The sequence below is a fragment of the Clostridium estertheticum subsp. estertheticum genome, from assembly GCF_001877035.1.
In the GTDB taxonomy this organism is placed as follows: domain Bacteria; phylum Bacillota; class Clostridia; order Clostridiales; family Clostridiaceae; genus Clostridium_AD; species Clostridium_AD estertheticum.
In genome coordinates, this window is sequence record NZ_CP015756.1 from 1,040,608 (window position 1) to 1,058,280 (window position 17,673).

Consider the following 17,673-nt stretch of genomic DNA (forward strand, 5'->3'; position numbering starts at 1 on the left):
TGTCTTGACAATTATACGAATAAATATTATAGTTTGTATTGAAAGCGATTACTAAGAAGGGGGTCAATAAAATGACAACAAAATATACAGTTGGAGTTGACTACGGAACTTTGTCTTCAAGGGCAGTGGTTGTAAACTTAGATAATGGAAAAGTTGTATCATCTGCAGTAAAAAATTACCCAAGTGCGGTAATTGATGAAACCTTACCGGGAACTACGATTAAATTAGGTAATAATTGGGCACTTCAAGATCCAAATGATTATTATGAATGTTTTATAGCAACAGTTAAAGAGGCAGTTAGTGAGGCAACAAAAACAATTTCAAAGGATGATATTATAGGTGTAGCTATTGATTTTACAGCGTGTACTGTACTTCCTGTAAAGAACGATGGTACTCCTTTGATGAATATAAAAGAATGGCATGATAACCCACATGCATGGGTTAAACTTTGGAAACATCATGCTGCGCAAGATCAAGCAGATAGATTAAATGCTATTGCTAAAAAACGTAACGAACCATGGCTTAAGTATTATGGTGGTAAAATCTCATCAGAATGGCTATTTCCAAAACTAATGCAAATTGTTGAAGAAGCACCTGATGTATATGCAGCTATGGATGACTTTATAGAAGCAACAGACTGGTTGACATGGCAGTTAACTGGTAAAAAGATGAAGAATGCAACTACTGCAGGCTATAAAGCAATATGGAATGCTGAAACAGGATTCCCAAGTAATGAATTTTTTAAAGAGCTAAATCCATTAATGGAAAATGTAATTAAAGATAAAATTGGTACTAAGTTTTATCCTGTAGGAACTAAAGCAGGTGGACTTCTTGAAAAGATAGCTAAGGCTACAGGCCTCAATATAGGAATTGCTGTAGGAGTTGGAAATGTTGATGCTCATGTTTCAGTTGCACCTACTGGAGTAATAGGGCCAAGAACAATGCTTAATATTATGGGTACATCTACTTGTGATATCACACTTGGAGAAAAAGAAATACCAGTACCTGGTATGTGTGGTGTAGTTAAGGATGGTGCTGTACCGGGATTTTATGCTTATGAATCTGGTCAAAATGCCGTTGGAGATATTTTTGGATGGTTTGTTAATAACCAGGTTCCAGAAAGATATTTCAAAGAGGCAGAGAAAAATGGTTTAAATATTCACCAGTTACTTGAAGCAAAGGCTAAAAAGCTAAAAATTGGTGAAAGTGGATTAATAGCATTAGATTGGTGGAATGGGAATCGTTCTATTCTAGTAGATACAGATTTAACTGGTTTAGTACTCGGAATGAACATGGATACAAAACCAGAAGAAATATATCGAGCTTTAATAGAAGCAACAGCATTTGGCAAACGTTTGATTATAGATACTTTTGAAGAAAATGGTGTGCCAATTGATACTTTAACGGTTTGTGGTGGGTTACCTCACAGAAATCAGATGTTAAATCAAATTTATGCTGATGTTACTAATAAAGAAATGTTTATATCAGAGCATCATCAAGCACCTGCAATTGGAGCTGCAATGTTTGCCGCTGTTGCAGCTGGCAAAGAAGCTTTTGGTTACGACACTATACAAGAGGCATCAAAGCAAATGGCAAGACTTAAAGAAAACTCAATAAAACCAATTCCAGAAAATGTTAAACATTATGAAGCAATTTATAAAGAGTATGTAAAATTACATGATTACTTTGGTCGTGGTGCCAATGATGTAATGAAACATTTGAAGAAGATTAAGGAATCCGTATCTAAGGAGGGTTAATTTATGTTAGAGGATTTAAAGCAAAAGGTATTTGAAGCAAATTTGTTGTTACCTCAATATAATTTAGTAACTTTCACTTGGGGTAATGTTTCAGGAATTGATCGTTCAAGGGGGTTAATTGTTATAAAACCTAGTGGCGTTGAATATGATCAAATGGGAGCTCACGATATGGTTGTTGTTGATATGGATGGGAACATAGTTGAAGGTAAATTAAATCCTTCAAGTGATACACCAACTCATTTAGCTTTATACAAAGCTTTTCCAAATATTATGGGCGTAGTTCATACACATTCTCCCTGGGCAGTTTCTTTTGCCCAGGCAGGTGTTTCTATTCCGGCTGCTGGAACAACACATGGTGATTATTTTTATGGAGATATACCTGTAACTAGGGCGATGACTGAAGATGAAATAATTAAAGACTATGAAAAACAAACTGGAAATGTTGTAGTTGAAACTTTTAATAAAAACAATATTAATCCAGATCAGGTACCAGGGGTACTCGTGAATGACCATGGACCATTTACTTGGGGCACGGATCCCGTAAATGCAGTTCATAACTCTGTAGTACTAGAAGAAGTTGCAAAAATGGCGTATCATTCGCTGCAGCTTAATTCACATAATATTAAAATGGATGGAGTTTTGTTAGATAAACATTTTAATCGCAAACATGGAAAAAATGCATATTATGGTCAAAACAAAAAATAAAAGGAGGAACAAATTATTATGTTAGATAACAAAAAGATGGAATTTTGGTTTATAGTAGGTAGTCAAAATTTATATGGTCAAGATGCATTGGATGAAGTAAAACAAGATTCTCAAATTATTGCAGATGGTTTAAATAAAAGTGGAAAATTACCTTACACTATAGTATTTAAGTCCCTTGCAACATCTGCGGATGAAATTACTAGTTTAATGAAAGAAGTAAATTATAATGATAAGGTAGCTGGCGTAATTACTTGGATGCACACCTTTTCACCTGCTAAAATGTGGATAGCTGGTACAAAATTATTACAAAAACCTCTACTACATTTGGCAACACAATTTAGTGAACATATTCCATGGAAAACAATTGATATGGATTATATGAATCTACATCAAAGTGCTCATGGAGATCGTGAATATGGGTTTATAAATACAAGACTAAAAAAACATAATAAAGTAATTTTTGGATATTGGAAAACAGATGAGATTAAAAAAGAAATTGCTGATTGGATGAATGTAGCCGTAGGGTTTATTATAAGCTCCGAGATAAAAGTTGCTCGTTTTGGTGATAACATGCGTAATGTTGCTGTTACTGAAGGAGATAAAATAGAAGCTCAAATTCAATTTGGCTGGACAGTTGACTACTTTGCTATTGGTGATTTAACTACCGAGATCAGTAAAGTTTCAGAAAAAGAAGTTGATGACACATATGAAGGATTTAAGAAAATATACATTATGGATGCTGGAGAAAATGATCCTAAGTACTATGAGGAACATGTAAAAGAACAAATAAGAATTGAAATTGGATTAAAAACTTTCTTAGATGCAGGAAATTACACAGCATTTACAACAAATTTTGAAGATTTATATGGAATGAAACAATTGCCTGGACTTGCTGTTCAAAGGTTGAATGCGCAGGGTTACGGATTTGCTGGAGAAGGAGATTGGAAAACTGCAGCAATGTCTAGATTATTTAAGGTTATGACAAATAATGAGAAAACAGGATTTATGGAAGATTATATGTACGAATTCAGTAATGGTAATGAAAGAATCTTAGGCGCACATATGCTTGAAGTTGATCCAACATTTGCTTCAGACAAGCCTAGCATAGTTGTTAAACCACTCGGAATTGGTGATAAAGAAGATCCAGCTCGTTTAATATTTAATGGCTCAGTTGGAGCTGGAGTTGCAGTATCTATGCTTGATTTAGGAACACATTATCGTCTAATTATTAACGAAATAACAGCAGTTAAACCTACTGAAGATATGCCAAATTTACCAGTAGCTAAAATGGTATGGAAGCCAGAACCAAACTTTAGTGATGGTGTTAAAGCATGGATATATTCTGGTGGTGGACATCATACAGTTGTTACATTAATGTTAACAGTTGATCAAGTTTATGATTGGAGCCGTATGGTTGGGCTAGAAACTGTTATAATAGATCATGATACAAAATTAAGAGATATTATGAAAGATACAACAAGATAGAATAAATAACTAGAGAAAAATAATATAAAAGGTTGGCAGTTTTGCTGGCCTTTTATAAGGAGGCTAATTGTATGAAATTATTTATTGATACAGCTAATGTAGAAGATATCCGTGAAGCGAATGATATGGGTGTTATTTGTGGTGTTACTACTAATCCATCATTAATTGCAAAAGAAGGTAGAGATTTTAATGAAGTTATAAAAGAAATAGCATCTATTGTAGACGGACCAATAAGTGGGGAAGTTATTTCTTTAGATTCAAAAGGTATGATAAAAGAAGGAAGAGAAATAGCAAAAATACATAAAAATATGATTGTTAAAATTCCAATGACAGAGGACGGTCTAAAGGCTGTTAAAGTACTTTCAAAAGAAGGAATAAAAACAAATGTAACATTAATATTCTCAGCAGGACAAGCATTACTTGCGGCAAGAGCAGGAGCATCATATGTAAGTCCTTTCGTAGGAAGACTTGATGATATAAATGCTAATGCTATGGATTTAATAAGAACTATTGTTACAATTTTTAAAGTACACGCTATAGACACTGAAATAATTGCTGCAAGTATAAGAACTCCAATGCATGTCACAGATGTTGCAGTTGCAGGAGCTCATATTGCGACTGTTCCACTTAAAATCATTAAACAGATGATAAAACATCCATTGACCGATGCTGGAATAGAAAAATTTGCTCAAGATTGGAAAGAAACTTTCGGAAAATAATAATGAAAGTATATAGATAAAGTATGGAACTTTTCTTTAAAAGAAAGGTTCCATATTTTTTTATAAAATCTTGACATTAACTATTATATACAATAGCATTGTATATAATAGTTATAAAGGAAATTGTTTCAATGAAAATAATATTGAGTATAGGAGTGTTTTTATGGAATCTACAATTTATTGTTTTAGTGGTACGGGTAATTCTTTAAAGGTAGCCAGGGATATAGCTCTTGAATTAAAAGATACAGAAATAGTACAAATATGTACAAATAATATGAATATTGATAATACATTATCAAATAAAATTGGATTTATTTTTCCAGTATACGCTTCTGGAATTCCATTTTTAGTTAAAAAGTTTATTAAAGAAATTAGACTTAAAAAGGATGCTTATGTTTATACCGTTGTAACTTTTGGATCAGCAGCGGGGGCCTCTATAAAACAATTAGAAGAGCTGTTAACTGACAAGGGTATTAAACTTAGCGCTGCGTTTAAAGTCAAAATGCCAGGAAATTATCAAGTTATTTACGCACCTTACTCTGAGGAAAAACAGAAGGAGTGTTTTGACGATGAAAAAGAAAAAATAAGTGGAATTGTTAAAAGTCTAAATAATAATGAGATAGTTGGGTTTAGTGGACTCGGGGAAAGCTTGATGAGGACAGTTGGTGGAATGATTTATGGCAGTTTTAGCCCTTATAAAAAAGATAAAGATTTTTGGACAGACAAAAACTGTAATGGTTGTGGTACATGTTCAAAGGTATGTCCTGCGAGTAATATAGAAATGATGGAGGGTAAACCACAATGGCAACATAAATGTGAGCAATGCCTTGCTTGTATGCAGTGGTGTCCACAAAAATCAATTCAATATAAAAAGGTAACAATAAAAAGAGGTCGTTATCATCACCCAGATGTAGACGTTACGGAATTGTTCCATTTATAAAAAAGCGAGCTATTAGTATTGCAGCGACCCAGGATATGATTTAATATAACAAGCGTTAGGTTCTTTAAATAGAATTTTAACGTTTGTTTTATTTTTTGTAAAATTTAGGTTGACAATGATAATAATTAAACCTATAATAAAGTTGAGTCAAATTTAATTGTACAAAACTAAAAAATTAATTTTGAAGGGAAGTAAATAATATGAATTTTTATGATTTTTCAGCAAAAGAAATGGATGGACAAGATATAAAGATGGAGGAATATAGGGGTAAGGTTGTTTTAGTTGTAAACACTGCAAGTAAGTGTGGATTAACACCTCAGTTTGAAGGTCTTGAAAAATTATATAACGAATATAAAGATCAAGGTTTTGAAATTCTAGGATTCCCTTGTAATCAGTTTGCAAAGCAGGATTCTGGTAGTAATGAAGAGATACAACAGTTTTGTTTATTAAATTATGGAGTTAGTTTTACTATGTTTGAAAAAATAAATGTAAATGGACAAAATGCACACCCTTTATATAAATATTTAAAGAATGAAGAAAAAGGATTTTTAGGTAAGGAAATAAAATGGAATTTTACTAAGTTTTTAATAAATACAGAAGGGGAAGTAATTAAGAGATATGCGCCAACAGTGCTTCCATTAAATATAAAAACAGATATCGAGAACTTATTAAAAAAATAAAATTGTATTTAAAAAAACGGGCCTGTAATAAATTACAGGCCCGTTTTTTAGATAATACAATGTTTTTAGTGTTTATTACAAAAGCATTGACTTTGTATCTATATGGTGCTAAGGTTATAGTATTATAACAATACAAAGTAGATTAGATGAGCATAGTCATAAAATAATAATCAATATAGAAAGGAAAAATGATTATGAGAAATTTAGATATAAAAAACAAGGATGGATTAACTGAAAAAGAGTTTTTGGCTAGTTATGTGCCAGGGAATTATGATAGACCCTCTAATACAGTGGATATGTTACTTTTTACGATAGATGATATACCGGTAGAGGGGAAAGATCCTGATAAAGCGCTTAAATTGCTTTTGGTAAAGAGAGGCGATCACCCATATATTGGGTGTTATGGAATTCCGGGTGGATTCGTTAATATTGATGAAGGATTAAGTACTGCTTGTTACAGAGAATTAAAAGAAGAAACTAATATTGATAGTGTGTATTTTGAGCAGTTAAAAACTTTTGGGGATCTAGTAGATAGAGATCCGAGGATGAGGGTTATTTCGATAGCTTATTTGGCACTTGCCGATAAAACAAACATTAAGGCAGTAGCGGGTGACGATGCTACTTATGCGCAATGGTTTACGGTAAAGAAGGACTTTGTTTCATCAGATAATTCTGGAATAGAGAGAGTGGATGTTTATAATATAACACTTATTTCTGATGATGGTGAGGTTAAAATAGGTTATGTTGTTTATGAAAGATTTGTTAAGAATGGCATTATTACAATTAAAGTACCATCCTATGAGCCACTTAAGTGGAGTAAAGATGAACTTGCTTTTGACCATATTGACGAAGTGTATTATGCGTTAGATAGACTTAAAAATAAGATAGAATACACTTCAATTGCTTTTTCATTACTTCCAAAATATTTTACGTTAAGGGAAGCTCAAAAAATATATGAAGCTATTCTTAATTTAGGAAAACCTTTATCAAGGGCTAATTTTAGGCGCAAGATCAAGAAGATGGTTGTAGAAACTGATAAAGAAAAAACAACTGCAGGAAGACCGGCAACCTGTTATATATTTAATGAAAACTGGGAACATAATTTTTTAGACTAATAGGTTAATTATCACCTTTGGCTCTAAATAATAAAAGAGAGGAAATGATATGTATGATAAATTTACTAATAAATAAAATATTTGATATGCAAAATGAAATAAAGGGAAATGTAGTTAATCTAAATGACCTTCCAAAAGAAAAAACAGCTTTGATAGTTATGGATATGGTCAATGGTTTTGTCCACGCTGGAATAATGTCTTCACCAAGAGTTGAAACTATTATAGATAATGTTGTAGCTATTAATGAACGTACATACGGATATAAAAAGGTGTTTTTTTTGGAGCAACATGATGAAAATTCTACTGAGTTTAAGATCTACGGAAGACATTGTTTAAAAAATAGTACTGAGGCAGAGCTTATTTCTTCATTGAATTGTGGAGCTACACTTCATAGTAATACTACAATAATCCATAAGAATAGTACTAATGGCTTCCATGCACCAGAATTTAAAACATGGCTTCATGAAAATGAAGCGCAGATTGAAAACTATATTGTAGAAGGATGTTCGACGGATATATGTGTTAAGCATTTTACAGAAACATTAAAAACATATTTCAATGAAAAAAATATTGATAGAAGAATTATTGTACCAATAGATTCAGTAGAAACCTTTGACACTGGAACTCACGATGGTGATTTAATGAAAGTTATATCTCTTTGGGAAATGAAATCTAATGGCATAGAGGTAGTTGATACTATATTATAGTTATTTCATTAATAGTGTAGATTATAAAATTAGTTCCTTTTATTGTCTAAAGGAACTAATTTTATATATAAACCAATAGTGTGGAATATTCATATTGACAATGGAATGGTATATGGTATAATAATAGTACCACATAGGTACAAAGTATTTTAGGTATAAAAAGAAAAACAATAAGTTTTAATTTTTTTACGAAGGCTTTGTACTAGTTTGATACTAAATGAGTAAGGAGTGAAAGTATATGATGAATTATTATATGATAAAAATACTAAATGAATTGGTAAATGATGAGAGAATAAATAGTCTATCCGGAATTGCAAAGGATAATAACAGAAAGGTTTATATTGAAGGTAACGAGTATCAGGAATATAGCTTGGATTTAATTTTCCTTGTTGACATGGGTGAGCAATTTAAAAAGACTATTGCGTTTACAATAACAACAAATTCATTTAGTTCAAAAATCGAAGTAATAAAACATTGTAGTACGATAAGTCAAATATTTAGTAGAAAGAAAGTTAAAGATGTTACTAATTATATAATAGATAAAATACTAGAACTTAAAAATAATAATCAAAACAATAAATACTTAAATTTATTAAATGCTTAGATAAAGCTAAAAATGATTAAGCCCAATAAAATATGAAATTAAGGAGAAATATGAAAATGAGTAATGAATTCAATATTCGCGAGGAAAGAAATCTTTCAATGTTAATGGATTTTTATGAATTAACAATGTCAAATGGGTATTTTGTAAATGGGGTTTCAAACACAATTGTGTATTTTGATATGTTCTATAGAAAGAACCCAGATGGAGGAGGTTTTTCAATAGCGGCGGGTCTGGAACAACTTGTAGTGTTTGTTAAGAACTTAAAATTCACGAGAGATGATGTAGATTTTTTAAGAAGTAAGGGCGTTTTGTCAGAGGAGTTTTTAGAGTATTTATTAGCATTTAAATTCTCAGGAGATATATATGCAATTCCAGAGGGTACGGTAGTATTTCCAAATGAGGCAATAGTCACAATTAAGGCAAAGGTAATTGAGGCACAACTTATAGAGACTATGTTACTTTTAACAATCAATCATCAAAGCTTAATAGCTACAAAAGCCAGTAGAATAGTGAGAGCTGCAAAGGGGAGACCAATACTTGAGCTTGGAGCAAGAAGAACCCATGGTGCTGATGCAGCTATAATGGGGGCAAGAGCATCATATATAGGAGGAGTAAGTGGAACGGCTACAACTATTGCAGATCAAATGTACGGGATTCCGTCTACTGGAACAATGGCACATTCATGGATACAATTCTTTGGAGATGAATATAAAGCTTTTGAAACATATGCCAAAACTTACCCAGATACATGTACATTACTTGTTGATACATATAATGTTATAACTAGTGGTATACCAAATGCTATTAAGGTTTCAAAAGATGTTTTAGAGCCAATTGGAAAAAGGTTAAAAGCAATTAGACTTGATAGTGGAGATCTTGCTTATCTTTCAAAGAAAGTAAGAATTATGTTAGATGCAGCAGGGCTTACAGATTGCAAAATAGTAGCATCTAATAGCTTAGATGAGTTTATTATAACTGAATTATTAAATCAAAATGCTAAAATAGACATATTTGGTGTTGGTGAAAGATTAGTAACGGCCAAATCAGAACCAGTATTCGGCGGTGTTTATAAATTAGTGGCAGTTGAAGAAGAGGGAGAAGTTGTCCCAAGAATTAAATTGAGCGAAAGTGAAGAAAAAATTATTAATCCAGGATATAAAATGTGCTGGAGATTATATGATAAAAACACTCACAAGGCAATTGCGGATGTTATTACACTTACAGGGGAGGTTATAAATGAGGCGGCTCCATATATTATCTTTGACCCAGTTCTCACTTGGAAAAAGAAAAAAGTTACCAATTTCTACGCGAAAAAGCTTCAAGTACCAATATTTCTTAACGGAGAGTGTGTATATGAATTACCAACTATAGAGGAAATTAGAGATTACTGCAAAAATCAAGTAGACAGCATATGGGATGAAGTTAAGAGATTTTCTAATCCACACAAGTATTTTGTTGATTTATCTCATGAACTTTGGTTAGTTAAGCAGGAATTAATTCGAAAATATAGAAATTTAGAAGAAAAAAATGAAAAATAATTAAATGTACTTATATTAGTTATATGATATAGTGATTATATGGCTGAGAAGAATAAATAATTAGTAATATAAAGTAAATTAGATTTAATAGGGAGGAAGGATATTATGAAAACAAGGGAAATACGTAAAGTAGTAACAGGAACAACTCAGTATGATGGAGCTGGAGTAAAACTTGTTCGTGTGATTAGTTTACCTGATGTAAAAGAATTTGATCCATTTTTGATGTTAGATGCTTTTGACTCAATAGATCCTGATGATTATACTAAAGGTTTTCCATGGCATCCACATAGGGGAATAGAGACAGTTACCTACCTTATAAGTGGAGATATTGAGCATACAGATAGCTTGGGTAATAATGGAAGCATATTAGATGGTTGTTGTCAATGGATGACAGCTGGTGGTGGAATCCTTCATCAGGAAATGCCAAAAAAATCAAATAGAATGCTTGGCGTTCAACTTTGGCTTAATCTACCTCAGAAGGATAAAATGACAAGTCCAAAGTATCGAGATATTAGAGAAGATATGGTAACTAAAATTGACGAAGATGATAAGATCATTAGAGTTATTTCAGGGAATTATAAAGGTAATTCAGGAGCCGTGCAAGGTGAGCATGTGAAAATGTTATTCTTAGACGTTGAAATGAAAGCTGGTGGACGATGGGAATTAGAAACTATGACTGACACAACACTGTTTATATATATAGTGGAAGGCGAAGGCTGTTTTGATGATTCTAATGATAAATTGGTTCCAAGTAGGAGTGCAGTACTTTTTAATAATGGCGAGAAATTAGTAGCTAGAGCAACAGAAAAAGGTCTTCGTTTTCTGTTGTTTTCAGGAGCTAAATTGAATGAGTCGATTGCATGGGGTGGACCTATTGTAATGAACACCCAAGAGGAACTTAGGAGGGCATTTAAAGATATTGAGGATGGAACATTTGTTAAGTAGCAAACAAAAGCTTAGGAGCAAGCAATAATTACAAATTATTGTTTGCTCCTTTTTCCTAATTGCTCGTTATTCTTCTGGCTGTATTATAATCAGGCATATATTTTAAATCTATAATTTTAACCGATGACCCAGTTTTAGGGGAATGTATGAATTTGCCATTTCCAACATAAATACCTACATGATAGACAGGATTACCAAAAAAAACTAAATCTCCTTTCTTAAGGGTAGATTTACTAATTACACTGCCTTTTGATGTTTGAGATGATGCAATGCGTGGCAAATTTACTTTGAAATTATTATAAACATGCATAGTAAAACCAGAGCAATCAAAACCTGCCGTGGTAGTTCCACCATATTTATATGGGATGCCTATAAATGTTTCTGCATAGTCTACGATATTAGTCCCTGTAAGCTTGTTTTTACTTGCTGCTAATTGAGTAATTTCTGTTGTGTATACAAGTGCTTCAGCATGCACAGGCTTACTAGTAATACTTATTGAACCTGCAAGCAATAAAGCAAGAGCAAATGTTGTAATATTTTTAACTTTCTTCATTATGGCCTCCTTTGTAAACGTAATCTATTACTATATTCTACATAAACATAGTAAATCCCTTTAAAAAACAAAAACTTTTTTTAATTATTCTAATTAAGAGCATAATGAATAATATTGTTTGAATGTGATATAATATAAGCGAGTGCATTTAAAGAAACATTTTGTATCAATTAGATAAAAAGTATTACTATATTATAGTGAGAAGCGTGTAATATATATGTATTGGAGTGGAATATATGACAAAAACAATTATAAGAATACAAAAGATTGAACTTACGGGGTTTAAGAATATTCAGGAGGGAATTATAGATTTGTCAGGTTATAGACAAAAAAAATATTATAGTGCTAAATCAGATATAATTGGGATTTATGGACAAAATGGTTCAGGAAAAACCACTATAGTAGAAGCTTTTAAATTATTTAAAATAATAGCAAGTGGTGAAAAATTACCAGAAGATATTAAAAATTATATACACGAATTAGAAGAATCAGCTACATTAAAATTTGTTTTCTATATTGAACTAAAAGATCAAAGGTTATTAGTGTATTACCAGTTTTCCCTAAGGCGAAAAGAAGGGTTTGCAGAATTATATAATGAGAAGTTAAGTTATTCTCAAATAAATGAGGATAATAAAAAAAGAAAAATTGATATAATCGAATATCTTATAGATTTAAAGGATACATATATATTGCCGAAGGCTCGTTATAACGAGTTAATAAGAAATAATAAAGAAAATGAATTTAATCTTGAAGTGGGTAAAAGGTTATCGATAAAGGAAAAAACATCTTTTATTTTTAACGATAGTTTGGAAGAAATTTTTAAAAGTAATTCTATGAGCAATGATTATTTTAATGTTATTAATGTTATTAAACATTTTGCTAGAGTAAATTTATTTGTAATAACCAATGAACATTCAGCAACTATAAGCCTTAATTATATGCCATTAAGTTTTAGAATGGAGGATGAGGACTGTGTAACTAGTGGAGATATCGCAATTAACCTACTCGGAACGTCAAATATAGATAAAAAAAGGTATAATATAGCGACAAGAATTATAAAACAGTTGAATATGGTGTTAAGCACTATTATTCCTAATTTACAGTTAGAGATTAATAATTTAGGAAATGAGATATCTAAAAATGGAAAAGAAGTAGTAAGAATACAATTACTTTCAATTAAAAAAGATATAAAGATTCCTTTGAAATATGAATCTGAAGGTATTAAAAAGATAATTTCTATTTTAAGCACCTTAATCTCCATGTTTAATAACCCAGCAATTTGTTTAATAGTTGATGAACTTGATGCTGGTATATTTGAGTATTTGTTAGGGGAATTATTAAAGATAATTGAGCAAGAAGGAAAAGGTCAATTTATATTTACGTCACACAATCTACGACCACTCGAGATGTTAGAAAAAGAATCATTGGTATTTAGTACGACTAATCCTCAGAACAGATTTATAAGAATAATGAATGTAAAAAGTAACAATAATCTACGAAATGTATATTTGCGTGGGGTTGATTTGGGTGGACTTAATGAGTGTATATATGAAGAGACTAATAGTTTTGAGATTGCACACGCATTTAGAAAAGCTGGTGACATTCTTTATGAAGAGTAAAAAAATTGTTTTATTTATAGTTGAGGGAGTAACTGATAGAAATTCATTTGCATTGGTTTTATCTAAAATAATTGAAAAAGATAAAATTGTTAGGTTTAAAGTTATTCACGGTGATATTACAACGCAAAATGGAGTTAGTGCGAGTAATATTTACGCTAAAATTACAGATTATATAAAGGAGTTTATATCTAGTGACATGTATAAGAAAAGTGATATTTCAAACGTAATTCATTTAGTAGATACTGACGGTGCATTTATAAATGATGAACAAGTTCTGCAAAAGGACACGAATGGTAGTATTGAGTATAACACTCAGAATATATATGCAAAAAATACTGATAATATAAAAAAGCGTAATAAACAAAAATCACAAATTCTAAGTAAGCTCGCAACTACGAATATGGTATATGCAAACTTAAGCTACCGGGTATATTTCTTTTCTTCTAATTTAGAACATGTAATTCATAATATACAAGTCGTTAATGATGATGATAAACGGCGGTTTGCTGAAAAATTTGAAGACGAATTTATAACAAACCCCATTAGTTTTATTGAATTTATGAATAATCCGGAATTTGCTATTAATGCTGAGTATAAAGATACCTGGGAGTTTATAAAAAAAGATACAAATTCTCTAAAACGATTTACTAATTTTAATTTATATCTTAACGACATTTCAGAAGGAAAGTCTCCCACTTCTATAAGTGGGAGTAACTTATCTTAGCAGAAATAAAACTTCAGTGGGATTTTAAATTTCCTTCTGAAGTCGTTAATGCAGCTCCCCAGGAGATGATTTAACACAATAAAGATTGAATAAATTACAAAAATAAAATAGACTACCAAACGGTAGTCTGTCTACTTTATTTTTGTAATATTATTTTTCTTTTTGAAGTAAACTGTGATGTCTACTATACACAAAGTAAATCACTATTCCAATTAATAACCAAATTATAAATCTAATCCATGTAACTAGTGGTAAGGCTGACATTAAATAAATACAAGCAAGTGCAGAAATGATAGGTAGAACTGGTACCCATGGACACTTAAATTTTCTTTCAATATTCGGCATAGTTTTTCTAAGAACTATAACTCCTATTGAAACTAGAATGAATGCAAATAATGTACCTATATTGCATAGTTTTATTATTTCATCTAATGGTAGAAAACCGGCCATTATTCCAGCAATACTACCTGTTATTATTGTGCAAAGAGTAGGGGTTTTGTGAATAGGGTGTACCTTTGAAAAAACCTTTGGAAGTAACCCATCTCTTGACATAACCATAAATACTCTAATTTGTCCATAAAGCATTACAAGTAGTGTTGAAATCATACCGATAACTGCTCCAGTTCCAACAAGGGCTGCTCCCCAATTGATGCCAAATCTTGCAAGAGCTCCTGGAACAGCATTGTTCTCAATTATTTCTTTATATGGAACCATACCAGTTATAACAAGTGCAACTGCAATGTAAAGTATAATTACTATACCTAGGCAAATTGCAAGTCCACGTGGTACATCCCTCTTTGGGTTTATAGTTTCTTCGGCAGCAGTTGAAACTGCGTCAAAACCAATATATGCAAAGAATATAATCGAAGCACCAGCCATAACACCACTCCAACCAAATGGAGCAAATGGTTTATAGTTAGCTACATTAATATGGAATACTCCAAGTATCACAAATAAAATAATTACACCGACTTTTATCAAAACAATTTTATTATTCAATTTTGCACTTTCTTTTATGCCTATAAATAATATCCAAGTTACAAACATAGTTATAAGAACAGCAGGCATGTCAATAATTCCACCAGCTGAGGGAGTTTTAATTATTGCATTAGGCAAATTTAGACCTGCGGAACTTAATAAACCTACAAAGGTTCCTGACCATCCAGATGCAACTGCAGCGGAAGAAACCAAATACTCAAGCATTAAGTCCCATCCTATAATCCAAGCTATTAATTCGCCAAAGGCAACATAAGAGTATGCATAGGTACTTCCCGCAACTGGAAACATTGTAGCAAGTTCAGAATAAGTAAGAGCGCAAAGGGCACTTATTACCGCGGCTACTATAAATGATAAAACAACTGCAGGCCCTGCTAGATGAGCTCCAACACCAGTTGAAACAAAGATCCCTGTACCAACAACTGCACCTATTCCAAGTGCTGCAAGGTCTTTTGATGTAAGATTCTTCTTTAAATCTGATTTTTCGGCTGAATGTAACATTTGTTCTAAGGTTTTCTTTTTCCAAATATCCATAAATTTTTTCACTCCTTTAATTAAATTTTAATTTTACTTAAATTATTTTGTTGATATAAAAACTAAAGTTTTATGTACTAATATTGTCCGTTCTTTATTTGGATTATTTGTATTTAAAACTATAAAAAGAAATGAATGTAATACTATATTATGCATAAAAAATATTATTAGAATTCATTATATAGAAAATTTGAAAAATTAGAAAGGGTTAAATATAGCTTGTTAAGCTAATTCGTTTGATTATATATATAATACTATAATATAATGACATTTTCTAAGTTTTAATATGCAGTTACAACATTGACAAAATGTTTTAATTTTATTTGGATAACAAGTAAAATAGTAGTAAAAATTATTAATATATTATTAATATAAAGGGATATTTTTTTAATATAAAGGGATATAATACGAATATAGACAATTTGGTATATTTTTATTATAATATACTTAATTTGTAAAAAAAAGTATCGGTAGTTTCTTAGTTTGAAATTATGATTAAAGGAGATATGAATATGATAAATAAGACTATTGATTTGTGGGGTGAATTTCCATATAAAAATAAAGGAAATGATGATTTTAGACCAACTTTAGATACATATTTACTTAATGGAGATAAAATAAGGGGAGCTGTTTTAATATGCCCAGGAGGGGCATATGCTTATACATCATTAAGAGAAGCTGAACCTATAGCTATTAAATTTAACGCTGCGGGCTTTCATGCATTTGTTTTATATTATAGTGTTGCTCCAAACAAGTATCCACAATCATTGCTAGATTTATCAAGGGCAATGTGTATACTTCGTGAAAATTCTAAAGAGTGGAAAATAGATGTTAATAAAATTGCGGTGTGTGGCTTTTCCGCAGGTGGGCATTTAGCTTCAAGTCTTGGAGTTTATTGGGATGAGTCTTATTTAAAAGGGGTACCTGGAATTGAGGTAGGTAAAAATAATCCAAATGCTCAAATTTTATGTTATCCTGTAATAACATCAGGAGTATTTACTCATGAAAACTCACTTTGCAATTTGATAGGAGATAATGCCAGCGAGTCATTAAAGGAGAAGATGTCATTAGAACATAATGTTTCAGAGAAAACACCACCTACATTTTTATGGCATACATTTGAAGATGACTCAGTACCGGTTGAAAATACATTGTTATTTGCTAAGGCGTTAAGAAACAAAAAAATACCTTTTGAATTACACATATACCCAGAAGGACCACATGGGTTATCGCTTGCTAATGAAGAAACTAGGGAAGAAGGAAAAGGGGTTTATCCCAATGTTGCTACTTGGATGGAATTGTGTATTACGTGGTTAACTAATCTATTCTCAAAGAAATAGAATAAAATTTTATAAGAACATATTTTTAGCCTAACCACCCATTTTCAAAGCGTTCCACAAAACTAGTCATAGATTGTTCATAAAATTGACACTTAAATGCAATAATTATTTGTTACTATAATTAATAGATACAGAGGAACTAAATAATAAATCCTCGAAACAACATAATCAACATATCACTAAAGATTAATATCAAGTGAGTATCAAAAGCAATTAATTATATAGCCTTTAAGGGCGGAATGGAGACAAATTAATATGGAACATAACGTAAAAGATACATCAAAAAAATCTGCTTTTTCAATCCTTTTATTTATATCTGCCATAATTGTAGCAATCTTAGGAGTGGCACTATTAGTTGATAATATCTACTTGTATAACACTAGTTTTGCTCAAGCTGTAACTCAAGGTTATCCAGTTGCTACGGTAAGAAAGACATTAATGACATCACAATTGTTACCAGGAATATTCCAACCAATTGCCATGTATGGTGGAATTGCATTACTTCTAGTAGCAGTGGGTAAAATCAGTGATAAAGTTTCTAAATATTTAACAGTTTTAACTAAAAAAGAGATTTGCGATGATATTACTCATGAAAATTGTGAAGATCAAGATGTTGCTAATGTAGAAAATATAGAAACAACTAATCCAGAAGAAATATCGGATAAAACTCAAAAAAATATAGACTAAAAATAAGGAAGGTCTTGTCTTAGCA

The 17,673-nt window shown here is 31.3% G+C and carries 17 protein-coding genes; 15 read left to right on the forward strand and 2 right to left on the reverse strand.

All coding sequences use genetic code 11. From position 1 onward, the window contains the following. The first annotated feature begins 71 nt into the window (after positions 1-71). The 11 genes from A7L45_RS04955 (at position 72) to A7L45_RS05005 (ending at position 11,195) form a co-directional block, all read left to right on the forward strand. Positions 72-1,757 (forward strand): ribulokinase, encoded by a 1,686-nt coding sequence (locus A7L45_RS04955; protein ID WP_071611737.1) that lies wholly within the window; start codon positions 72-74, stop codon positions 1,755-1,757. 3 nt (positions 1,758-1,760) lie between these two features. Then, positions 1,761-2,462 carry an L-ribulose-5-phosphate 4-epimerase gene (gene araD, locus A7L45_RS04960; protein WP_071611738.1) on the forward strand — a complete coding sequence of 234 codons (702 nt, stop codon included), beginning with the start codon at positions 1,761-1,763 and terminating at the stop codon, positions 2,460-2,462. A gap of 18 nt (positions 2,463-2,480) precedes the next feature. Beyond that, positions 2,481-3,947 (forward strand): L-arabinose isomerase, encoded by a 1,467-nt coding sequence (araA, locus tag A7L45_RS04965; RefSeq protein ID WP_071611739.1) that lies wholly within the window; start codon positions 2,481-2,483, stop codon positions 3,945-3,947. 71 nt (positions 3,948-4,018) lie between these two features. After that, a complete protein-coding gene (fsa, locus tag A7L45_RS04970) occupies positions 4,019-4,666 on the forward strand; it encodes a fructose-6-phosphate aldolase (RefSeq protein ID WP_071611740.1) in 648 nt (215 codons plus the stop codon). Positions 4,667-4,829: 163 nt separating this feature from the next. Beyond that, positions 4,830-5,606 (forward strand): EFR1 family ferrodoxin, encoded by a 777-nt coding sequence (locus A7L45_RS04975; RefSeq protein ID WP_071611741.1) that lies wholly within the window; start codon positions 4,830-4,832, stop codon positions 5,604-5,606. Between the two features lie 200 nt (positions 5,607-5,806). Further along, positions 5,807-6,286 carry a glutathione peroxidase gene (locus tag A7L45_RS04980; protein WP_071611742.1) on the forward strand — a complete coding sequence of 160 codons (480 nt, stop codon included), beginning with the start codon at positions 5,807-5,809 and terminating at the stop codon, positions 6,284-6,286. Positions 6,287-6,480: 194 nt separating this feature from the next. Continuing rightward, on the forward strand, positions 6,481-7,401 hold the full coding sequence (locus tag A7L45_RS04985) for an NUDIX hydrolase (RefSeq protein WP_071611743.1): 921 nt from the start codon (positions 6,481-6,483) through the stop codon (positions 7,399-7,401). Positions 7,402-7,454: 53 nt separating this feature from the next. Continuing rightward, positions 7,455-8,108, forward strand: coding sequence for a cysteine hydrolase family protein (locus tag A7L45_RS04990; RefSeq protein ID WP_071611744.1), 654 nt, complete (start codon positions 7,455-7,457; stop codon positions 8,106-8,108). A gap of 238 nt (positions 8,109-8,346) precedes the next feature. Continuing rightward, a complete protein-coding gene (locus tag A7L45_RS04995) occupies positions 8,347-8,712 on the forward strand; it encodes a hypothetical protein (protein ID WP_071611745.1) in 366 nt (121 codons plus the stop codon). Between the two features lie 50 nt (positions 8,713-8,762). After that, the gene (locus A7L45_RS05000; RefSeq protein ID WP_071611746.1) at positions 8,763-10,250 is read left to right on the forward strand and encodes a nicotinate phosphoribosyltransferase; all 1,488 of its coding nucleotides are present in this window, start codon (positions 8,763-8,765) and stop codon (positions 10,248-10,250) included. 105 nt (positions 10,251-10,355) lie between these two features. Then, entirely contained in the window at positions 10,356-11,195 is an 840-nt protein-coding gene (locus tag A7L45_RS05005) for a pirin family protein (RefSeq protein WP_071611747.1), read from the forward strand. 55 nt (positions 11,196-11,250) lie between these two features. Here A7L45_RS05005 and A7L45_RS05010 read toward each other — a convergent pair whose 3' ends face one another. Further along, positions 11,251-11,748: a C40 family peptidase gene (locus A7L45_RS05010; protein WP_071611748.1), complete on the reverse strand. Its 498-nt coding sequence runs from the start codon at positions 11,746-11,748 to the stop codon at positions 11,251-11,253. 236 nt (positions 11,749-11,984) lie between these two features. Here A7L45_RS05010 and A7L45_RS05015 point away from each other — a divergent pair, with 236 nt between their 5' ends. Together A7L45_RS05015 and A7L45_RS05020 are read left to right on the forward strand one after the other, a co-directional pair. Beyond that, entirely contained in the window at positions 11,985-13,367 is a 1,383-nt protein-coding gene (locus tag A7L45_RS05015) for an AAA family ATPase (protein ID WP_071611749.1), read from the forward strand. Continuing rightward, the gene (locus A7L45_RS05020) at positions 13,357-14,091 is read left to right on the forward strand and encodes a hypothetical protein (RefSeq protein ID WP_071611750.1); all 735 of its coding nucleotides are present in this window, start codon (positions 13,357-13,359) and stop codon (positions 14,089-14,091) included. Before A7L45_RS05015 ends, A7L45_RS05020 begins: the two co-directional genes overlap by 11 nt. A 150-nt stretch (positions 14,092-14,241) precedes the next feature. On the opposite strand, the gene A7L45_RS05025 is transcribed toward A7L45_RS05020, so the two are convergent. After that, positions 14,242-15,621, reverse strand: coding sequence for an amino acid permease (locus tag A7L45_RS05025; protein WP_071611751.1), 1,380 nt, complete (start codon positions 15,619-15,621; stop codon positions 14,242-14,244). A 512-nt stretch (positions 15,622-16,133) separates the two neighbouring features. Here A7L45_RS05025 and A7L45_RS05030 point away from each other — a divergent pair. Next, on the forward strand, positions 16,134-16,961 hold the full coding sequence (locus A7L45_RS05030; RefSeq protein WP_071611752.1) for an alpha/beta hydrolase: 828 nt from the start codon (positions 16,134-16,136) through the stop codon (positions 16,959-16,961). A gap of 255 nt (positions 16,962-17,216) precedes the next feature. Beyond that, positions 17,217-17,648: a hypothetical protein gene (locus A7L45_RS05035; protein WP_071611753.1), complete on the forward strand. Its 432-nt coding sequence runs from the start codon at positions 17,217-17,219 to the stop codon at positions 17,646-17,648. Positions 17,649-17,673 lie beyond the last annotated feature (25 nt).